The 20,639-nt window shown below is 63.9% G+C and carries 20 protein-coding genes and 2 pseudogenes; 18 read left to right on the plus strand and 4 right to left on the minus strand.

Annotation, left to right across the window (positions count from 1 at the left end; translation table 11 throughout):
• The first annotated feature begins 1 nt into the window (after nucleotide 1).
• From CBI38_RS37290 to CBI38_RS37335, 10 genes are all read left to right on the plus strand, one after another.
• Nucleotides 2-1,165: an MCE family protein gene (locus tag CBI38_RS37290; protein ID WP_052455227.1), complete on the plus strand. Its 1,164-nt coding sequence runs from the start codon at nucleotides 2-4 to the stop codon at nucleotides 1,163-1,165.
• On the plus strand, nucleotides 1,162-2,166 hold the full coding sequence (locus CBI38_RS37295) for an MCE family protein (RefSeq protein WP_040270046.1): 1,005 nt from the start codon (nucleotides 1,162-1,164) through the stop codon (nucleotides 2,164-2,166). The genes CBI38_RS37290 and CBI38_RS37295 overlap by 4 nt, the downstream gene beginning before the upstream one ends.
• The gene (locus CBI38_RS37300) at nucleotides 2,166-3,164 is read left to right on the plus strand and encodes an MCE family protein (protein WP_109336413.1); all 999 of its coding nucleotides are present in this window, start codon (nucleotides 2,166-2,168) and stop codon (nucleotides 3,162-3,164) included. The genes CBI38_RS37295 and CBI38_RS37300 overlap by 1 nt, the downstream gene beginning before the upstream one ends.
• Nucleotides 3,161-4,270, plus strand: coding sequence for an MCE family protein (locus tag CBI38_RS37305; protein ID WP_109336414.1), 1,110 nt, complete (start codon nucleotides 3,161-3,163; stop codon nucleotides 4,268-4,270). Before CBI38_RS37300 ends, CBI38_RS37305 begins: the two co-directional genes overlap by 4 nt.
• Nucleotides 4,267-5,415, plus strand: coding sequence for an MCE family protein (locus CBI38_RS37310; protein WP_109336415.1), 1,149 nt, complete (start codon nucleotides 4,267-4,269; stop codon nucleotides 5,413-5,415). The genes CBI38_RS37305 and CBI38_RS37310 overlap by 4 nt, the downstream gene beginning before the upstream one ends.
• Nucleotides 5,415-6,884, plus strand: a complete 1,470-nt coding sequence (locus tag CBI38_RS37315; RefSeq protein WP_109336416.1) for an MCE family protein — start codon at nucleotides 5,415-5,417, stop codon at nucleotides 6,882-6,884. The genes CBI38_RS37310 and CBI38_RS37315 overlap by 1 nt, the downstream gene beginning before the upstream one ends.
• Nucleotides 6,860-7,474, plus strand: coding sequence for a hypothetical protein (locus CBI38_RS37320; protein ID WP_109336417.1), 615 nt, complete (start codon nucleotides 6,860-6,862; stop codon nucleotides 7,472-7,474). The genes CBI38_RS37315 and CBI38_RS37320 overlap by 25 nt, the downstream gene beginning before the upstream one ends.
• The gene (locus CBI38_RS37325; protein ID WP_040270034.1) at nucleotides 7,471-8,001 is read left to right on the plus strand and encodes a hypothetical protein; all 531 of its coding nucleotides are present in this window, start codon (nucleotides 7,471-7,473) and stop codon (nucleotides 7,999-8,001) included. Before CBI38_RS37320 ends, CBI38_RS37325 begins: the two co-directional genes overlap by 4 nt.
• A 61-nt stretch (nucleotides 8,002-8,062) precedes the next feature.
• Nucleotides 8,063-9,115 (plus strand): ABC transporter ATP-binding protein, encoded by a 1,053-nt coding sequence (locus CBI38_RS37330; RefSeq protein WP_040270032.1) that lies wholly within the window; start codon nucleotides 8,063-8,065, stop codon nucleotides 9,113-9,115.
• A gap of 74 nt (nucleotides 9,116-9,189) precedes the next feature.
• Nucleotides 9,190-10,542 (plus strand): C40 family peptidase, encoded by a 1,353-nt coding sequence (locus CBI38_RS37335; RefSeq protein WP_109336418.1) that lies wholly within the window; start codon nucleotides 9,190-9,192, stop codon nucleotides 10,540-10,542.
• A gap of 276 nt (nucleotides 10,543-10,818) precedes the next feature.
• On the opposite strand, the pseudogene CBI38_RS37340 reads toward CBI38_RS37335, so the two are convergent.
• The 3 genes and pseudogenes from CBI38_RS37340 to CBI38_RS37355 all read right to left on the minus strand — a co-directional run.
• Nucleotides 10,819-11,113: pseudogene (locus CBI38_RS37340) on the minus strand (transposase); the annotation flags it as partial.
• Nucleotides 11,114-11,441: 328 nt separating this feature from the next.
• The gene (locus CBI38_RS37350) at nucleotides 11,442-11,837 is read right to left on the minus strand and encodes an IS3 family transposase (protein WP_109336420.1); all 396 of its coding nucleotides are present in this window, start codon (nucleotides 11,835-11,837) and stop codon (nucleotides 11,442-11,444) included.
• Nucleotides 11,837-12,157: a transposase gene (locus CBI38_RS37355; RefSeq protein WP_109336421.1), complete on the minus strand. Its 321-nt coding sequence runs from the start codon at nucleotides 12,155-12,157 to the stop codon at nucleotides 11,837-11,839. Before CBI38_RS37355 ends, CBI38_RS37350 begins: the two co-directional genes overlap by 1 nt.
• Nucleotides 12,158-12,430: 273 nt before the next feature.
• Here CBI38_RS37355 and CBI38_RS38285 point away from each other — a divergent pair, with 273 nt between their 5' ends.
• Nucleotides 12,431-12,592: a hypothetical protein gene (locus tag CBI38_RS38285; protein WP_162603431.1), complete on the plus strand. Its 162-nt coding sequence runs from the start codon at nucleotides 12,431-12,433 to the stop codon at nucleotides 12,590-12,592.
• A gap of 227 nt (nucleotides 12,593-12,819) precedes the next feature.
• Here the strand turns inward: CBI38_RS38285 and CBI38_RS37365 are convergent, their stop codons facing one another.
• The gene (locus CBI38_RS37365) at nucleotides 12,820-13,830 is read right to left on the minus strand and encodes a helix-turn-helix domain-containing protein (RefSeq protein WP_109336422.1); all 1,011 of its coding nucleotides are present in this window, start codon (nucleotides 13,828-13,830) and stop codon (nucleotides 12,820-12,822) included.
• 151 nt (nucleotides 13,831-13,981) lie between these two features.
• Here CBI38_RS37365 and CBI38_RS37370 point away from each other — a divergent pair, with 151 nt between their 5' ends.
• The 7 genes and pseudogenes from CBI38_RS37370 to CBI38_RS37405 all read left to right on the plus strand — a co-directional run bounded on the left by CBI38_RS37370 (nucleotide 13,982) and on the right by CBI38_RS37405 (nucleotide 20,622).
• Nucleotides 13,982-14,302 (plus strand): 2Fe-2S iron-sulfur cluster-binding protein, encoded by a 321-nt coding sequence (locus CBI38_RS37370; protein WP_109336470.1) that lies wholly within the window; start codon nucleotides 13,982-13,984, stop codon nucleotides 14,300-14,302.
• Nucleotides 14,303-14,324: 22 nt separating this feature from the next.
• Nucleotides 14,325-15,713, plus strand: a complete 1,389-nt coding sequence (locus CBI38_RS37375) for a cytochrome P450 (protein WP_109336423.1) — start codon at nucleotides 14,325-14,327, stop codon at nucleotides 15,711-15,713.
• Nucleotides 15,710-16,918, plus strand: a complete 1,209-nt coding sequence (locus CBI38_RS37380; protein ID WP_109336424.1) for an NAD(P)/FAD-dependent oxidoreductase — start codon at nucleotides 15,710-15,712, stop codon at nucleotides 16,916-16,918. The genes CBI38_RS37375 and CBI38_RS37380 overlap by 4 nt, the downstream gene beginning before the upstream one ends.
• A gap of 233 nt (nucleotides 16,919-17,151) precedes the next feature.
• Nucleotides 17,152-17,877, plus strand: coding sequence for a transglutaminase-like domain-containing protein (locus CBI38_RS37385; protein ID WP_109336471.1), 726 nt, complete (start codon nucleotides 17,152-17,154; stop codon nucleotides 17,875-17,877).
• A pseudogene (locus CBI38_RS40480) lies at nucleotides 17,874-18,474 on the plus strand (aldehyde dehydrogenase family protein); the annotation flags it as partial. The gene CBI38_RS37385 and the pseudogene CBI38_RS40480, both read left to right, overlap by 4 nt.
• A 245-nt stretch (nucleotides 18,475-18,719) precedes the next feature.
• Entirely contained in the window at nucleotides 18,720-19,781 is a 1,062-nt protein-coding gene (locus CBI38_RS37400; RefSeq protein WP_109336425.1) for a BtrH N-terminal domain-containing protein, read from the plus strand.
• Nucleotides 19,782-20,094: 313 nt separating this feature from the next.
• Nucleotides 20,095-20,622, plus strand: a complete 528-nt coding sequence (locus tag CBI38_RS37405; protein ID WP_109336426.1) for a PaaI family thioesterase — start codon at nucleotides 20,095-20,097, stop codon at nucleotides 20,620-20,622.
• Nucleotides 20,623-20,639 lie beyond the last annotated feature (17 nt).

The raw sequence follows: 20,639 nt of genomic DNA on the forward strand, positions 1-20,639 counted from the left end.
CATGAGTGGACATCTGGCAGAACGCAGCCGCAAAACCTACGTCGCACTCGGCCTGCTGCTGGTCGTGGTGGGCGCGTTGGCGACGGCCACCTCAATCGCCGTCTACCGGGGAAACTTCACCTCGGCTATCCCCGTCAAGTTGTACGCAACCCGCGCCGGCTTGTCGCTCGAACCCGGATCCGACGTGAAGATACGCGAGGTCGTCGTCGGCCGGGTCACCGACGTGAAGCTGGTTGACGGGCAGGCCGAGATCTCCATGGACATCGACGACAACCGTGCGAGCACCATCGCCGCGAACGTTTCAGCGGCGATCGATCCCACGACCCTGTTCGGCCGCAAGTTCGTCACCCTGGTGCAGCCTGCAACGCCCTCCTCCGAGACGATCTCGGCGGGCACGGTGCTCTCGACGGGACAGGTGGCGACGGAAATCAACGATCTACTCGAATCGTTGGTGACCGTGTTGCGCACGGTGGAGCCGGAGAAGGTCAACGGGTCCTTGAACGCATTGGCGACGTCACTGCACGGCCGGGGCGACCACCTCGGGGACACCCTGGTCGAACTCAACACCTATCTCTCGAGTTTCAACGACAGCATCCCCACCCTGCAGCGTGACCTGATGCAGGGCGCACAAACCACCGACATCCTCGCCGCCGCGACTCCCGACCTCATGGCAACTGTCGATCACGCCAGCACCACCGCGACGACAATCACCGAACGCCAAGACCAGCTCAACGCGTTCATCCTCAGCTTCACCGGCTTCGGCAACAGTGGTCACGGCCTTCTCGACGCCGCCGGCACACCGCTGACCGAATCCCTGTCATCCTTGGCGCCGACCACCGCCCTGCTCGCCGAGCGGGCTCCGGCCCTTCCCTGCTTCGTCGAAAGCCTGAAGCAGACCAACACCTACCTCGAACGGATCTTCGGGGGGAGTGACATGCCCGGGTTGAACATCACCAGCACCCTGTTGATGGGTGACCCGCCCTATACGAACTCGGCCAATCTGCCGGTCGTGGAGGCCGACGGTCCCGTGGCCTGCTACGACTGGACACAGCCGCAGGGACACACCAACTTTGACGACGGCAGTGACGCATACCGTCCCGCGCGTACCCCGATGGATCTGATCGGGAACCCCTTCGCGCAGTTCTTCCTGGGAGGTCTGCGATGACAACGAAAGCACCCGTCCTCAAACTGCTGATCTTCATGCTCGTGACCACGCTGACCGGGTTCGGTGTCGCCACGGTGGTCGGCAACCTCCGTTTCGGCAGCACACACACCTACAGCGCGGTCTTCACCAGCGCGTCCGGACTCGGAAACGGTGAGGACGTCCGGGTGGCCGGAGTGCCGATGGGCAAGGTCACCGATGTCGCCCTCAATCCGGACGGCACGGCACTGGTCACCTTCTCACTGTCCACCGAGCGTCCCCTGCCCTCTACCACCGAAGCGAAGATCAAGTACAAGAACCTGATCGGGGACCGGTATGTCGACCTGTCCCAGGGCGCCTTCGATACGCATGCGCTCGACGGCCCGATTCCGCTCGAGCAGACGACCTCGGCCCTCGATCTCGACCAGGTCGTCAACGGTTTCCGTCCACTTCTCCAGGGCCTGGATCCGGATCAGACCAATCAATTGTCCACCTCTCTGATCCAGGTTCTGAACGGTCAGGAAGCCAGTATCAGCGCGTTGATCTCCCAGATCGACACGTTCACCAACACCCTCGCCGACCGCGATCAGGCCATCGGCCAAGTGATCACCAACTTCAACACCGTGCTCGGCACCGTCAACAACCGGCACGACCAGTTCGGGGCACTCGTCGACCAACTGCAACACCTGGTCGCCGGCCTCAACGACGACCGGGATCTGATCAGCCGCTCCCTGGGGCAGATCGACGACGCCTCCAAGACACTGGCCGAGGTTCTCACCGAAAACCGGCCCGCCATCGCGCAGGACGTATCCGCCCTCGGCGACCTGGCCGGCCAACTCAATGCCAAGACCGACACGGTGAACATGATCCTGGCCAAGTTGCCCGAGAACTACCGTCTGACTGCTCGCGCAGGAGGATACGGAAGCTACGTGAACCTGTTCGTGTGTGGGCTGGCGATCAAGTACGCGCAAGGGCCGGGCGGACTCACGCCGATGTTCACCGCGCCCGCCGAAAGGTGCAAATAATGATGACCAAATCATTCCTCGAACGAAACCCGATCCGCGTCGGCGTCGTCGGCACCCTCGTCCTACTCGGCGTAATCGTTGTGGCCCTCAACTACGACACGATCCCCGGCATCGCGGCGAAGACCTATCACGCCGAGTTCGGCGACGCGAGCGGCCTGGTAGTGGGTGACACCACCCAGATCGCCGGCGTCAAGGTCGGCGAGGTGCGGAAGATCTCGCTGGACGGAGACAAGGTCGATGTCGAATTCGATGCCGACAGCGGTGATGTACGCCTCGGCGACGACACGCACGCCACAATCAAGGTCGAGACCGCGCTCGGACGTCGATACATCGAACTCACACCAGGAGGTGACGGGGAACTTGGCCGCGGTGGCACGATACCGCTGTCCAACACCACCTCCGGATATGACCTGACACGATCGCTCGAAGAGGTGACCGACAAGGTTTCCAAGACGGACACCGTCGATCTGTCCGGTGCCCTCGACCAGCTTTCGGAAGTCGAGCAGGCGCTGCCCCCGAACCTGCAGTCGTCGCTGACGGGGCTGTCCCGGCTGTCCGAGACGGTGGCCAGTCGCGATGCCGACCTGCGTCACCTTTTGACGAACACCGCCGGGGTGAGCGCCCTACTCTCCGACCGTAGTCAGCGTGTCGCCGAACTACTCGGCCAGGGTCAGTCGCTTTTCGCCGCGCTCAATCAGCGGGCCGACGCCATCCACCACATCCTCGTGCAGGCCCGGCAGATCGCCGACGAACTCACCGCGCTGAAGCGGGACAACGAAGCCACCCTCGCACCCACCCTCGCGCAGATGGACACCCTGGTGACCACCTTGAACAACAACTACGACAACATCAACGCCTCCCTCACCGGTCTCGAGCGCTATTCCCAGCAGATCGGTGACGTCGTGGGCAGCGGACCGTTCTTCGCGGCACTGTTGCAGAACATCCTGCCCGCGAATCTCGCCGGCCAGCTTCCCGGCAGCCTCGGAGGCCCTCGATGAAGGGGACACGCAGGCCGACTGTGCGGATGCCGGCGAAGGTTCTGCTGCTTATCGTGGTCATCGTCGCCGTCGTGGCCGGAACCGGGGCCTGGGTCGCCAATAACGCCACCCACCACATCTCGGCCTACTTTCGGAGCGCGACGGGACTGTATGTCGGGGACCGAGTCATGATCCTCGGCGTCGAGGTGGGCCGGGTCAATGAAATTGCCCCGGAAGGCGATCGCGTCCGGATCGAGTTCGAATACGACGGCGACTACGACGTCCCGGCCGACGCGCAGGCGGTGATCGTGGCACCGGTCCTGGTCACCGGCCGCTACATCCAACTCGCACCGGCCTACACCGGCGGCGAGAAGATGCAGGACGGACAGACCATCCCAGTCGAACGCACCGCGGTACCGGTGGAATTCGACGAGGTCAAGGAGCAGGTCGTCAAGCTGGCCCAGGACGTCGGGCGCACGCCCGAAAATCCCAACGGATCGCTGAACGATTTCGTGTCGAACACCGCAGACACCCTGCGCGGCAACGGTCAGACCCTGCACGATTCCCTCGTCAAGCTCTCCGATGCCAGCAGCACCCTCAGCAAGGGCGGGGAGGACCTGTTCGCCTCCGTCCGGAACCTGCAGTCGTTTACCAGCGCACTGGCGGCCAACGAGCAGCAGATCACGGCCTTCAGCCGGGAACTCGCGACCACGTCGTCGGTGCTCAACGCCAATCGCACCGAACTCGATGCACTGCTCAACAGCATGCTCGTGACCTTCGGTGAGGTCACCCAGTTCCTCCAGGACAATCGTGGGGCACTGACCACCGACGTAGGCAAACTGACCGACATCACCCGCCAGCTGGTCGACCGTGAGGACGCCCTTGCCTCCATCCTCCACACCGCTCCAACGACGCTGTCGAACTTCTACAACATCTACGACCCGGACTCGAATTCACTGACCGCCGCGATAGCCGTTTCCGATACCCCCGACCCACGGTCGTTGATCTGTGCCCTCCTCACCACAGTCGACGCCCCCGCCGACGAATGCATCAAAACCACAGGAGCACTGGCAACCGGACTGGTCCAACCCCCGGGCGCGCCGGCACCGAGCGGAGGAACCCGATGACCTCGATCAAACAACTCACCGCTTACTCGGCCCTGGTACTCGGGGTGGCGGTGACCTCGACCGGGTGCCGATTCGATGGGATCAACTCCATTCCGTTGCCAGGCAACGCCGTCGGCGGAGACACCTACCAGGTCACGGTCGAGCTCGCCGACGTCCAGAATCTGGTGGGCAACTCGCCGGTCAAGGCGAACAACGTGATCGTCGGGAACATCGCCCGAATCGGCGGACAAGACTGGATCGCTCACCTGACACTCGAGCTCCAGGACAACGCCGAGATCGCGGCGAACGTCACCGCGAAGCTGGCTCAGAACAGTGTGCTTGGATCGCAGTATCTGGAACTGACGGTTCCCGCCGGTGAAGAACCTAGGGGAACCCTGCAGGACGGGGCCGTCATACCCCTGTCCCGCACCAGCCAGTACGCTTCCACCGAAGAGGTTCTGTCCGCGTTGTCCCTCGTACTCAATGGCAGTGGGCTGCAGCAGATCCGCACCGTGACCTCCGAACTCGTGCGAGTCCTGGACGGTCGGGAGCAGAACCTGCACGAGCTGTTCGGGAACCTCGAGACCCTCATGGGCGGGCTCGATCAGCAGCGCGCCGACATCGTCCGCGCGATCGACGGGCTCGACCGGCTCGGAGCCGAGCTGGCGACGCAGAGCGGAACACTCGATCGCGGCATCGAGACCATCACCCCGGCCATGGGGGTGCTCAACGACCAGCAGCAGCAGCTGACGACCATGCTGACCAGCGTCGGTGAGTTCGGTCAGGTCGCCACCGAGGTGCTCGACAGCAGCCGGGAGGATCTGCACGCTAATCTCACGGCGCTGCAGCCCACGTTGAGCCAGCTCGCCTCCGTCGGGGATTCGATCCCCGAGGCGCTCAAGATCGCCACAACCCTGCCGTTCCCGATCGAAACCACCGACCGCGCGGCGCGTGGTGACTACGTGAACCTGTTCCTCACCCTCGACGTGAGCGCCGAGACCGTGGGCGGCAAGGTCCTCGGCAGCATTCCGGTATCCGAGCTCGCCGGGCTCAACCCCGCCAGACAAGCCGCCAACCCGCTGCTGGCACCCACCGAGCCGCGCCAGGCCACACTCCCCGCAACTCCGGCTGCTGGCACACCTCAACAGCAGGGAGGTCAACGCTGATGCGCACCAAACTGGTTCGAATCCAACTCGTCATCTTCACCGTCGTCGCTCTCGTCGCCGTGGGCAACTCCGTCTACAGCTACATGGGCCTGAAGCGGTTCTCGGGTATCGGAATGTACTCGGTGGATGTCGAACTCGAACGAGCGGGAGGACTCTATCCGAATGCGCTCGTCACCTACCGCGGCGTCGATGTCGGCGTCGTCGAATCGCTCGACGTGAACCCCGACCATGTGACCGTGCACCTGCAGCTGGACTCCGACCACAAGGTTCCCCAGTCGACCGACGCCTACGTGCGCAGCGTCTCCGCGATCGGTGAGCAGTATGTCGACCTGGTGCCGACCACCTCGGAGGGGCCGTTCCTGGCCGACGGCGACGTGATCGACCGATCGCGCACCACCCTGCCCGTGCCGGCCGCGAAGGTGGTGGACGAGGTCAACACGCTCCTCGAGGGGCTGCCCAAAGAGGATCTGAAGACCACCGTCGACGAGGCGTACATCGCCTTCAACGGCGCCGGGCCCGCCCTGTCCCGGTTGATCGACTCCGCCCGCCCGCTCATCGCGCTCGCGCAAGCGAACCTGAAACCGACCACCACCTTGATCGACGACGTCGAGCCGGTCCTCGGTGCGGCCAACGAGGCCGGCCCGGATATCTCCAGCTTCGCCACCGATCTGGCCTCGTTCACCGAGCAGCTGACCATGAACGACACTCAGATTCGCGGCGTGTTGGACAACGGCCCCGCCTTCTTCGACGCGTTCGGTGGAACCATGACCGACCTCCAGCCGTCTCTGCCGTTGCTGTTGGCGAACCTGCAGAGCGCCGGGGAAGTGTTGCGGGTCAACGTGCCCGGTCTCCGCCAGATTTTGGTGATCTACCCGGCGATCTCGGCCGCGATGAACTACTCAGCTCTGGGCGTGCAGGGCGCAGACCGCACCTACGGGCAGGGACCGCTCGATATCAAGCTGGGCAACACCGCCAATCCCCTGCCCTGTACCGAGGGATACGAGCAGACCCAGCGCCGCGACCCCGGCGACCTGTCCGCCGCCGAACCAGCCACCGACCCCTACTGCAAGTTGCCTCCGAACGAGCCCCGCGTGGTCCGCGGCGCCCGCAACCTTCCCTGCGCCACCGACCCCTCCGTGCGCACGGCTGAAGTCGGTGAATGCCCCGGCGGCCTGCCCTCGAGCTGGCCGCAGATGCTCGCACGGCCGGGGCAGCCCTACGTCCCGGCACCGGGAGAACCGCCCGCCGCTCCACCGGAGCCCGAGCAGTCGGGCAACTCGCAGCAGGCGCCTGTCACGGTAACCCCGGCCTCCTGGGACAGCCGGCAACCACGGGCGATCGCCACCGCACCCTACGACCCGATCACCGGCACGTTCCGCGCCCCAGACGGCGCCCTGTACTCCATCGACGCCAAGTCCCCAACCCAGTCCGAGGAGGAACTGACATGGCAAAGTCTGCTACAGCGTTAGCCACCGAGACGATCGACGACGAAAACGTCCTCGATCGACCCGAACCACCACCCGAAACCCCGACGACCGCCGCCGACGATTCCGGCGACTCCGCCCGCCGACGGACCGGCCGGATCACTCTCGCTGCGATCGTGTTCCTCGGCGCCCTCATGCTGGCCGGCACAGTTCTGGGGGTCAGATCGTGGAACGACTGGCGGACCACGGAAACCGCCGCAACCCGCGACGTCACCATCCTCGACACTGCCGCCCAGATGGCGACCAACCTGGTCACCCTCCGCCACCAGAGCCTCGACGAGGACATCCAGAAAGTCTCCGACGGAACCACCGGACCATTCCACGACCAATTCACCACTTCCTCAGGCGGTTTCGGTGACGTGCTGAACCAGGGACAGGTCGAGTCCACGGGCGAAGTGAAATCCGCCGGGATCGTCGACGCGACGGACGATCACGCCACCGTCCTGGCGGCAGTCACCTCGACGGTCAAGAACACCGAGGCCCCCGACGGTGAGATGCGGGTCTACCGCATGAAAATGACCCTCGACCTGGTCGACGGTCGCTGGCTCGTATCCAACGTGGAGTTCGTCGCATGATTACCTACCTCGCTCGCATCACCTCGCTCCTCGGCACGTGGAGCAGCCGCAAACGCGCCCTGGTGGTCGCCGGACTCGGCGTCCTGGCGGTCGCGGTGACGATCGCCAGTGCGACACTGACGATCCGCGCCCACGAAGGCCGCAGCCAGGAAGACACCCGGCACCAGGCCCGCGCGCATGCCGCGCAGATGGTTCCCGACATCCTGTCCTACGACTTCAACACCATCGACGACCACTTCACCAACGCACTGGAGTATCTCGGGGGCGACTTCCGCACTCAGTTCGAAAGCGTGAGCAAAGACGTCATCATCCCCTCCGCGAAGGAACGACAGGTGGTCACCTCGGCGACCGTCGTGGAATCCTCCGTGGTCTCTGCCGACGCCGACGCCGCCACCGTGCTGATGTTCCTCAACCAGTCGACCACCAGCACCGACAGCCCTGCACCCAAGCTGGACGGCAGCCGCGTCCAGGTTTCACTGCAGCGCGATGGAGATTCCTGGCAGATCACCGAAATGACCCCGGTATGAGCTCCCGCATCAACTACCCGAGTTCCCCCCCAGTTCACGAAATCGACGTAAGGAAGTCACGATGGGTGTCGAAGTTTCAGTCAGCGACCTGACCAAGTCGTTCGGCTCGCAGAGGATCTGGCAGGACGTGTCGTTGACGCTTCCGTCAGGTGAGGTCAGCGCGCTGCTCGGGCCGTCGGGAACCGGTAAGTCGGTGTTCTTGAAGTCGCTGATCGGCCTGCTCCGCCCGGAGCAGGGCTCCATCGTGATCGACGGCACCAACATTCTCGAGTGCTCCTCCAAGGAGCTCTACGAGATCCGGAAACTGTTCGGGGTGCTGTTCCAGGACGGCGCCCTGTTCGGGTCGATGAACCTATACGACAACGTGGCGTTCCCGCTGCGCGAGCACACCAAGAAGTCCGAGTCCGACGTCCGCAAGATCGTGATGGAGAAGATGGAACTCGTCGGTCTCCTCGGGGCCGAGGAGAAGCTCCCCGGCGAGATCTCCGGCGGTATGCGCAAACGCGCGGGCCTGGCCCGCGCCCTGGTGCTGGATCCGCAGATCATTCTGGTGGACGAGCCGGACTCAGGCCTGGACCCGGTGCGCACCACCTACATCTCGCAGACGTTGATCGACATCAACGCCGAGATCGACGCGACGATTTTGATCGTCTCGCACAACATCAACCTCGCCCGGACGGTGCCGGACAACATTGGCATGCTTTTCCGTAAGGAACTGGTGATGTTCGGACCCCGCGAGGTGCTGCTCACCAGTGAGGAGCCGGTGGTCAAACAGTTCCTCAACGGCACCATGATCGGCCCGATCGGCATGTCCGAGGAAAAGGACGAAGCCACCATGGCCGCCGAACAAGCGATGGTCGACGCCGGCCACCACGCCGGTGGCGTCGACGACGTCGAGGGCATCGTCCCGCAGATGAAGGCCACCCCCGGAATGCCGTTCCGCCAAGCCGTCACCCGCAGACAGGAACGCGTCCGTCACATCCTGCACACCCTGCCCGAAAGCGCGCAGATCGCGATCCAGGAAAGCTTCGACGAACACCAGCTTTATAACGAGTTCGATTACGTCACTGAGGAAATCGACACCACCGACGTGCATGAATGGAGCACGCCATGACCCGGCTCGCGGAACGGGCGAGCCCAATGGGGGGACGCGAAGACGACTATCCGATGTAGAGAAACGAGCGCAAGATGTCCGACCCCTCCGCCATCATCACGGCGATCGTCATCGCCGTCGGTGGCGCCGCGAACAACACCGCCCTGCCGCCCGAAGTGAAAACACCGGTCACCGACGCCCTAGCGGCGGTCGAGCAGGCAGCACCAGCCCTCGATCAACAGGTCGGAGATGTGTTGGCAACACTTCCCACCCCCGTGCAGCAGTTTGCGCAGCAAGGGATCGACAATGCGGCGCAGGCGATGTCGGAGGTGATACCCCCTCAACCCCCGCCCGCGCCGCCGATCCCGCTTCCTCCGGCCGACACACCCCCACGACCAGATCCCGCCCCTGCAGAACCCGTGCCGCCGGCAGACCGCGCCGTCGTACCCAGCCCCGGCACCGCTGCCACCGACGGATCCGATGGAGGATATTGGAGCAGTGCCAATTTCGCAGACACCGCGTCTCTCGCACCGATCAGCAGCGTACTGCCCCGCCTCACTTTGGCCCCCGGTAATACTTTCGCCACCTTCGTGCCCTGGCTGAACAAGGCCGGCGCACTGTGCGACGGGATCACAGCGCCTACGCTCGCGGCACTCTATTCAGCGGAGAACGGATTCCGCTACGGACCGTCAGCCCCGGTATCTCCGGTCGGCGCCAAGGGCCCCGGTCAATTCATGGATGGAACCTGGCGCACGTACGGCAAGGACGCCGACGGTGACGGTACCGCAGATGTTCTCGGCGTCGCGGACTCCGTCATGGCCTCCGGGCATTTGTTGTGCGACATGTACACCCAGATCGACTCGTGGAAGCACCAAGGACGAGTCCGCGGGGACACCCTCGACCTGGCGATCGCCGGCTACAACGCCGGCCTGGGCGCCGTGCTCGCCTCTCGGGGAATGCCCTCCGGTAGCCCTGACTACGAGAATCAGACAAAACCGTACGTCGCGAAGATCCGCGCGTCCGAGGCCTACTTCGCCAGCTTGCTCTCCCCCTTCGGGGGACCGGCCCTGTCCGAGGCCGGCGCACGGGTCGTCCAGAGCGCCATGAAGTTTCTCGGCCTTCCCTACGTATGGGGCGGCGGAAACATTCACGGCCCCTCGCAGGGCGGATTCGACTGCTCCGGCCTGACCTCCTACGCGTTGTACGCGGCGACCGCCGGGAAGGTCGTCCTCCCGCGCACCTCCGAGACCCAGTGGAACGTCGGTCTCGAACGGCCCCTCGCCGAGGCAGTGCCCGGTGACCTGTTGTTTGGGAACTGGGGACCGAACGGGCCGGGACACGTCGCCATCTACATCGGGAACGGGCAGATGATCCATGCGCCGACAACGGGTGACGTAGTACGTGTGGCGGCGGTTTTCGACGATATGCGGGTGCGACACGTGATGTGACACCCGAGGGGCAGTATGTGTTCGACGCCGCCGCCGAAAGGCATTTCACCCCGAAACACGAGTACGACCACTTCGTCTCTTTTTCTTTACTGTTCCCCTGTGGGTGCCGGGCACCGTCGTTGTCTTCTCTATATTCGGTAGAATCTGCGCCAGTTGGACATCCAGGTTGCGTTGGGCGTTTCCAGCCGGTCAGGCCTGTGTCTCTGGCACATCGGTTTAGTTCTGACTCAGGGTGATCCGGCCTGCGAATGTGGTCGCGAATGCGTTCAGTGCCGGCGTGCCCGGCGCAGAATCTCGCGTTCGAGCTGCCATTCCTTCTCCGCACCCCGCAGCCGAGCATTCTCCGAGCGCAGCCGCGCGAGCTCGTCCGACTCGGTCCCGTCGGCGCCGGTACTGCGGTCCTGCGACGGCCCGTTACGGGCGGTGTCCTTGCGAACCCACGTCCGCAGCGTCTCGCCAGTGATCCCAGGTCCGCAGCCACCACAGCGTATGTGCGTTTACCGTCGGCCGCGCGATACAACGCGACCGCGTCCTTCCGGAATTCCTCCGGGTACAGAGACGGGCGTCCCACCTCGACATCCTTCTGGCTCTCCATTGGAACCATTGTCAGGGGTGTCCACTGCAAGGGTGCAGCCTCAGCGGTCAGGTGAGCCGTGTATTCCCCACCCCGGTCCGAGTGCAGGATCGTCTCACGACACCACCCACCGCGCGCAGCCACGGCGCGGTCGATGGCTGTCGTGACCATCTCGGCACCGATGTGATCAGCAATGCTGTATCCCAACACTTTCCGCCGAATGGCCGTCCCGGATTGCACAAGAACATGTCACCTTCACCGGAGGTGAGATAGGTGACGTCGGTGAGCCAGACGGCATCGAGTCGGCCCTGGTCGAAGTGCTCGATCAGATCCGGCGGGAACGACGCCTGCGGATCGACCACCGTCGTCTTGACCTTGAACGTGCGCGGACTGATGCCCTCCATGCCTTCGAGGCCATGATCTTGGCCACCGTCTTCTTGTTCACCACCTCGCCGTGAGCACGCAACTCGGCCGTGACCCGCGGAGACCCGTAGGTTCCCTTCGAATCCTTGTGGATCTCGACGATCTTGACTTCGAGGTCGGCGCGACGCTGCTGTCCCGGCGTCAACACCGTGGTAGCTCTACGTTTGATGTACTGGTAGTAGCCAGATGTGGACACTGTCAGCAGTCGCGCCATCCGCGTGATCGAAAAGCGCTCACCTTCCGGTGCGGCGGTACCGGCGGTCTCCGCAATGTCGTCGGGGCCGGCGTACTTCACCATCAGATCGAACCGGGTCGATTCTTCTGCGTCGCAGCATAAGCCGAGGCTTTTACCAGGAAAGCGTTGTCTTTCTCGAGCTCGCCGACCTGCCGTCGCAATCGCAGCAACTCGGCGCGTTCGGCCGTGTCCAGAGGTTTTTCTCCATGGACCTCGGCGGCAGCGATCCTGCGTCGCTCGACTTTGACCCACTCACCCAACAGGCTCTCGCTCAGGCCCAGCTCCCGGGCCACTTCTGCGATGGTACGGCCGGAATCGATCACACGATGGGCGGCCTCGACCTTGTACTCGGCCGTGAACGACCGACGCTTGCGAGGAGGCATACGGACATCCTTCCAGCGGGACTGGAGTCCCGCTAACTCGATGTCCACTTTTCGGGGGGAACCTCAGACAACACCGCCACCGAACCCGCTCAGGAGGTGACCCAAGCGGCGCTGACCGCATAACCACCCGACGAAGACTCACGCGACGACGTCATACACCACCACCCAGGACTTTGACCCCCGGTAGGCGTGGACTCCTGCTTAGAAGATGTTTGGGCCGTGGCCGCGATGGTCAGTCACCTGGTGACCCCAGGATGTGGACCGACAGGAGCGATGACGATGGCATGGACGTTGCGGATCGTCGTGGCCGTCCGGCTGGTCAAGCAGCGCTCCACGATGGTCAAGCGCCGGGACGCGGTCTATGCCCGGCTCGATGCGTTGGTCGAGTTGCTCGGGCCCAGGAACAGGCGTCAGAACGCGGCTGCCGCCCGGTGATGGCCGCCGCGACCGAGGTGACCGCAGCGAGCACGTTATCGAGGCGGCCAGGTTGTTGCGGGGTGGTGCCGGAGAAGCCGTTGTCGATGAAGATCCGTTCGCGGGGGACGTCGAGCGCGAGAAGCCGGGCACGGGTTCGATCGGTCATCAGATCAGCCGTTGTTCCGACAGTCCACCGAGGAGCCGAGGCGAAGCCAAAGTCTCCGGACTCCCCGGGCAGCTCAGCGTTATGTGCGCCGGAACTCGCTCGGGGAGCGGCCGGTCCATCGCTTGAAGGTGTGTGAGAAGTTGGTGAGGTCGCTGTATCCGAGATCCGTGGCGATCTCACTCACCGACATTGATCGGTCGAGTAGCCGCAGCATCGCGCGTTCGCGCAGGAATGACTGGTGCAACCCGCGAAAGGTGGTCCCCTCCTCGGCAAGGCGCCGCTTGAGTGTGCTGGTGGATATCGACAGCTCGTGCGCGACCCACTGGCTACTTCTCTGTCCGGGGTCCTTCTCCAACAGCCGTCTCACCTTCTCCGAGAACGACGTGGTTCCGCTGCGCTGGTCGAGAGTTCGTTGCAGATCGGCGATGGCGTGTCGATACGCGACGGGATCAGAGAACCGGCAGACCTCGTTGAGAGTGTCAGCGGGGATGTGGAGGAACGACATCGGAGCGTCGAAGAACAGGCGCCCGGCTAGCATGTCCTCGTAATTGGTCGGGAAGGCGGGCGCTGGCCAACTCAAGTGGAGTGTAACGGTCTGCACCTCGCCGGCGAGCATGTCAAGCAGTCGCAGTAGCGCCGACCCACTGTAGGTGACGACCAGGCAGTCCAGGGCCGAATCACGTGTGTGTCCGGTGAGCCCGACGGTGAGGCCGTGCTCACTTGGGTGAAACTGGGGGCTGACCGCTGTCGAAATCAACGGCAGATAGGTGAGCAGCTCCACGATCTCGGCCACTGAGCCTGCGCTGACCAACGGAAAACTCAACGGGCCGAAGGACGTCAATTGGGCCTGTTCAGCGAACGCGAAACCGAGCAGGGTTGCCTGGTCGACATCGAGTTCGGGGTAGACCTCCCGAAACCACCGTAACGGGACCTGGGTGTCACGCTGGATCAGCGTCGCCTCGTCGGTTCCTTCGCGTGCCATGATGTTACGAAGCCGTGCGACGGCGTCTGGGTCGAGCGCTTGGCTCTCGAGCAGCTGCACGAACACGAGCGGGGGCACACCCGCGTCATTGGGGCACGCCCGCGTCATTGGGGCACGCCCCTCGTCACTGATGTTCACCATCGTCTCGCTGAGCCAAATTCACAAGTTTCTGACTCTGTCGAACATAGTCGTAGGTGCTCATCTTCGACAAGACTTCTACCAAGTATTCACATTGAGGACTACATATCAGGAGTTGACTATGGCAGTTGTCACTTTTGTCTCCCACGACGGCGAGACGCATGAGGCGGCTTTGGTGGAAGGTCAGTCGCTGATGCAGGTTGCTACCGATAATGCGGTGCCCGGGATCGATGGGGACTGTGGTGGAGAAACGGCGTGCGGGACCTGCCATGTGATCGTCGATCCGCAATGGTCCGACGTGGTGGGCCTCTCGGGTGCCGATGAAGAAGAGATGCTCGCGATGAACCCTGAGCGGCAACCTACCTCTCGGCTGTCCTGCCAGATGGTGGGCTCAGAGGAATGGGACGGCTTGGTCGTCCGAACACCCGAGTTCCAACTGTGACGACGAAAGGCAGGTAAGACGCGTGAAGGTTTCCGAGACGATCGGCGACAAGGTTCAGTCGGCCATCCCGATGGATCTGCAGATCCGGGGCGCACACCTCTATGACAAGACCCGACGCTGGGTGACCGGAACGAATGGGACGAAGATGTTCGTCGAGAGCCCCATCCCGCCGGTCGAGGATGTCGAACTCGCCGACATCGACCTCAGCAACCCTTTCCTCTATCGGCAGGGGCGTTGGCAGTCGTACTTCGAGCGCGTGCGTAACGAGGCGCCAGTGCACTACCAGCCCAACAGTGCGTTCGGTCCGTTCTGGTCCGTCACTCGCCATGCCGACATCGTGGCCGTCGACAAGAATCATGCGGTGTTTTCCGCCGAACCGTTCATCGTCATCGGTGTCCCGCCTCGCTTTCTCGATATCGAGATGTTCATCGCGATGGATCCGCCTCGCCACGACAGGCAGCGGGCCGCGGTTCAGGGTGTGGTCGCACCGAAAAACCTGCGTGAGATGGAGGGGCTCATTCGATCGCGCGTTCAGGAGGTGCTGGACAACCTGCCCGTGGATCAGCCATTCGACTGGGTTCAGAATGTCTCGATCGAGCTGACCGCTCGGATGCTCGCGACTCTCCTGGACTTCCCGTACGAGCAGCGTCGCAAGCTCGTCTACTGGTCCGATCTCGCGACCTCGATGGAGCAAGCCAACGGCGGTCCCTCGGACAACGACGAGGTGTTCGAAGGCATGCGCGACATGGCGCGCGGTCTCAGCGCGCTATGGCACGACAAGGCGGCCCGGACAGCTGCCGGGGAGGAACCCGGCTTCGATCTGATCACCATGTTGCAGAGCAACGAGAGCACTAAGGACCTGATCGACCGCCCGATGGAGTTCTTGGGCAACCTTGTGTTGCTGATCGTCGGAGGGAACGACACGACCCGGAACTCGATGAGCGGCGGTGTCCTTGCGCTGAACCGGTTCCCAGACCAGTTCGAGAAGCTGAAGGCCAATCCCGGCCTGATCCCCAACATGAACTCGGAGATCATCAGGTGGCAGACACCGTTGGCTTACATGCGCCGAATTGCAAAGGCCGACACCGTCTTGAACGGGCAGTTCATCCGCAAGGGTGACAAGGTAGTGATGTGGTACGCCTCGGGCAACCGCGACGAGCGTGTGTTCGAGCGACCCGATGACTTCATCATCGACCGGGCCAACGCCCGCAACCACATCGCCTTCGGGTTCGGCGTACACCGGTGCATGGGCAACCGACTGGCCGAGATGCAGCTGCGAATTCTCTGGGAGGAGTTGCTCCCCCGCTTCGAGAACATCGAGGTCGTCGGCGAACCCGAGTACGTGCAGTCCAACTTCGTGAGGGGTATCAGCAAGATGATGGTGCGCCTCACCCCGAAATCCGGCACATGACATCGCAGCGAGCCCTCATCATCGGTGCCAGCCATGCCGGAGCCCAACTCGCGGCGAGTCTGCGCCAGGAAGGGTGGAGCGGTGAGATCGTCCTTATCGGCGACGAGTCGGCGGCTCCGTATCAACGCCCCCCGTTGTCGAAGGCCTACCTGGCCGGCAAACGTGTACTCGACGAGATCACCATCCGCAGTGCGGACTTCTACTCCAAGCAGCGAATCCAGCTTCTGGACGCGCACGTGGAGGCGATCGACCGCTCGGCTGGGCACATCGTTCTGAGCACCGGCGAAACACTGACATACGACAAGCTCGCGCTGTGCACGGGAGCCCGCCCTCGTCAGCTCCGAGTTCCTGGGGCCGAGCTCGCCGGGGTCCATTACCTTCGGACCGCCGCAGACGTCGAGATGATCCGCACGTCCGCCACCCCCGGGCGGCGGGTGGTGATCGTCGGGGGCGGCTACATCGGACTTGAGACGGCCGCCTCGCTGCGGGCACTGGACCTGGAAGTCACCGTGCTCGAAGCAACCACTCGCGTCCTCGAGCGGGTCACTGCTCCCGACGTATCGACGTTCTTCGAACGGATCCACCGAGAGGAGGGCGTCGACATCCGAACGAACGCGAGGGTCGATGCCCTGACCGGTGACCGTACAGTCCGTGAAGTGACTCTGGACAGTGGTGAATCAATTCCTGCCGACCTCATCATCGTCGGCATCGGCGTCGAACCGAACACCGACCTCGCCGACGCTGCGGGTCTCGTGGTCGACAACGGCGTCGTGATCGACGACCATGCCCGGACCGAGGATCCCGACATCGTGGCCGCCGGAGATTGCACAAGCCACGACATGGCCCGTTACGGCCGCCGTATACGCATGGAGTCCGTGTCGAGTGCGGGGGAGCAGGCCAAGGTCGCCGCCTCGACCGTCTGTGGAAAATCTAGGAAGATCGCGGCACTTCCCTGGTTCTGGTCAGACCAATACGATCTCAAGCTGCAGATCGCCGGTCTCAACACCGGTTACGACGAAGTCGTCTTCAGCGGTGACCCCACCCGGGACCGCGACTTCAGTTGCTTCTACCTACGCGGTGGCAAGCTCATCGCCGCCGACTGCATCAACCGCCCCCGCGACTTCATGTTCAGCAAGCGAGCCATCATGCAGCAACTTCCCGTCGATAGGGCCGAGCTGATGCTCGGCGGACTTGCCCGCAGTTGATCGATCGTGGGTGTTGGATACGACGAGCAGCGACCGTGTTTCGGAAAGGAACATCAATTGACGACCGTGATCCGCCACCCTCGTCGAGCGGGGTGGGGCCCGGAGGGTGAAGCGATTCGGCACCACATGCTACGCACCTACACCTGGCCGATCCCCGATCGACATGAGGGGAAATGGGGCGACACATCGCTCCCCATCCCGGGCGGCGGGTTGCCAATCGCGTCGGGGCGCAGATGAAGCAGACACCGGTGGTGTACTTGGGGGCGACCGAATTCCTCGACATCGATCACGAGTCCGTCCGGGCGTTCACCGCCGCCGCGATTGGCGATGCGAGCACCGACCGGGACAAGGCGAAGCGCCTCTTCGCCGCCGTCCGCGACCAGATCTGGTACGACCCCTACACAGTCTCAGAGGATCCCGCCCACTATCGAGCGAGTTTTGTCCTCGAGGCCGGGCGAGCCTATTGCGTCCCGAAGGCGGTGCTCTTGACCGCGGTGTGCCGCGCGGCACGGATTCCGGCGCTGCTGGGCTTCGCTGACGTCCGCAATCACCTGCAGACCGAAACGTTGCGAGTGCTCATGGGCGGCACGGACCTGTTCGTCTATCACGGCTACAGCCATCTCTACATCGACGGCCGGTGGTTGAAGGCGACGCCTGCGTTCAACACCGAATTGTGTGCGCGTTTCGGTGTACCGCCGGTGGATTTCGACGGCGATCGCGACGCCCTCCTGCACGCCTTCACCGCCGACGGAGCCCAGCATATGGAGTACGTCCGCCAGCGCGGCGTCTTCGACGACCTGCCTTTGAACGCGATCCTGACCGAGCTTCGGCATACCTATGGACCGCTGACGCTTAAGGGCACTCACGGGACCGCTGACGCTTTCACCGACACACCCACCAACCACACCCAGCCCGACAGGATCTCCCGCGGGCCCCGCTCATCCCTGGAGACCCGATGAGCACGGCGACCACAGCGGACACCTTGGATGTGCGTAACCCAGCCGACAACCGGCACGTCGCAACTGTCCCTGTGGATGACCGTGAGAACGTGAATGGCATCGCGGCTGATCTCCGCCGCGCCCAGGTCGGGGCCGAAGCTGGCCCGAGGCAACGCGCCAGGTGGTTGCATCGCTGGCGGGACTGGATCCTGGACGCCTCACCGACCTGTTGCAAGCCGAAACGGGCAAGGTGCGCCCTGACGCCCCGGTGGAGACGACAGCGTCGTGTGAGTTCATTACCTACTACGCCAACCCATGCCGAGGAGTTTCTCACTGGCGAGCAGGTCAGGTCCTCGGGTCTGCTGAGACTGTCGAAGCGACTGTCCACCACCTACCACCCGTACCCGGTCGTCGCTCATCACGCCGTGGAACTCCGGTCACCCTGTTCCTCATGGACGCAGCGCCCGGGTTGGCTGCCGGAAGCGCGGTCCTGGTGAAGTCCTCGGGGACGCCACTGATGTGTGCGGGTCATCGAGGGCTGGCACGAGATCGGAGCCCTTTGGTTCTGGCGAAGCGGGTGCGTCGGTGGTGGACGCCGTTGACTTCGTGCAGTTCACCGAGCGACAGCCGTTCTGATCGAAAACCCGCGTCCTTCGTGCGCGTCACCCGCCTCGCCGGGGCATGGTCGCGGCGATGAAGTTCGTCCCCGGACAGCTTGCCGGCAGGCTCGGCTCTGGGCACGGACACGGTGTTCCTCGATGAGGTCGACGTCGCGGCCCGCCAAGCTACCTGGACAGAATCCGAAACAACTGAACCAGTCTTCGAAATCCATCATCCACCCATCCACTCGAAGGGGAAGTCACATGCCCTGCAGGACCCTGATCAAGGACTATCCACATCAGATAGGGGGGCACTGTGGTTCGGGCGCGATGCGAGATCTTCTGCACTGGCATGGCTTGGGGTGGGACGGACCGCCCGATGAAGGTCTGGTGTTCGCGCTCGGCGGCGCGCTGGGGCTGTCCTACCTCCGATCGAGCGATCTGGTTCCACCGCTGTACCTGGTGGGACGAGGCGCCGACTTCGAAATCGACCTACCTTGCCGGCTCGGCGCAAAGGTCCAAGTTCTTACGACCGACGATCCCAGGGAGGGATGGTCGTGGGTTCGCGACGAGATCGACGCAGGCAGACCCAGCCTGGTGTGGGGCGACATCGCCGAGCTCCCCTACCTGCGGGTCCAGTTACAGATGAGTCGCCACGACATCGTGGTGATCGGCTACGACGAGGCCAAGCGGATTGCCTTTGTCGTGGACAATGACCGCGCCGAGGTGCAGGAGGTCCCGCTCGAGGCCCTGGCTCGGGCGCGGTCCTCGACGTCGTTCCCGCAACCGACGCGCCACTGCACCTACCGCATCACCTGGCCGGGCGCGCTGCCCGACGTGGCGGGCGTGGCGGCAGAGGCATTTCGCCAGTCCGCCGCCAGCATGCGCCGCCCGTCGCAGCCTGGGATCGTCGATCTCACGACAGCGGCGGGCGGGGCCGAGGGCTTAGATGCGGTCGTGCAGCTGGCGGCCGACATTCAGACCTGGGGAGATCTTCCGGAAGACGACCTCGAGATCCTCCTGTTCAGCCTGAGCGCTTTCATCGATAAGGCCGGCACCGGCGGCGGGCTGTTCCGCCGGTTGCTCGCCGATGGCAGCGCGGATATCGCACGCCTGACCGGCGACCTCGCCACCGCAGACCTCGTCGTCGCCGCCAGCCGTTGTGCGCAGGCATGGACGGCGACTGCACGTGCCGGGATCCAGCGCGACGTTGATGTGCGAGCTCGCCTTGACGGGGTGGCCTTGTCGGCTAGCCAGCTGCCGGAACTTGAGTTGGACTTGGTCGAGTCCCTGGAGTCTGCTTCAAGCTCGCTGACAGCACGCTGAAGACGAAAGGCAGTCAGCGAAATCTAGAATTTCTTTCCAGTCAGACATCTGGGTAGGACGGAGCAGAGAATTGATACGCATAGTTGGAGTTCATGACCCCGGCGACTATCGCGCGCACTACGGCACCGGTGGAGGTGCCCAGGACGATGGGAGACTGATCTCCTCGTGGGCGGCACACCTCGCCGGCGAGGGCAAAGTGGAGTTGCGTCAAAGGCTGCCGGCGCTCTTCCCCGGAGTGTGCCGGGTGTATTTGCCTAGCGGTCACACTCGCGATCGGCGTTGGGCGCATTTCGTCGACAGGGAGCTCTGAACCATGGGCAAGGCTTCGGATGCGGTCAGTGGGTCGTCCGACCCCGACGTGGAGGACTGGGTGCGCTCGTTCCGGTTCCCGGAATCTGGCTCGCCTGAGTTGCCGCCTCACCATCCCAATTGTCTTGGTTGTGGGCCGGCGAACCCGCACGGGCATCGCCTGTCGGTACGGCGTTGCGGAGACGGCGTCCACGCCCATCACCGTTTCGACTCCCGCCACGTCGGCGCCCCAACGATCGCCCACGGCGGTGCGGTCGCCACCGTCCTCGACGACCTGTTCGGATTCCTGCTCTACACCGTGGGAGAACTCGCCGTCACCCGCCACCTCGCCATCGACTACCTCGCCCCGGTCCTGCTCGACACCCCCTACACCCTCCGCGCCCACATCCACGCCCGCGACGGCCGCAAACTACACCTGCGAGCCACCATCGAAAACGACCACGCCCACGTGGTCACCACCGCCACCGCCCTGTTCCTCATCGTCGACATCGACCACTTCCTGACCACAACACACCAACCCCACCACCGGTAACACCCCCAGATTGCGGC

This window comes from Rhodococcus oxybenzonivorans, assembly GCF_003130705.1.
Lineage (GTDB): Bacteria > Actinomycetota > Actinomycetes > Mycobacteriales > Mycobacteriaceae > Rhodococcus_F > Rhodococcus_F oxybenzonivorans.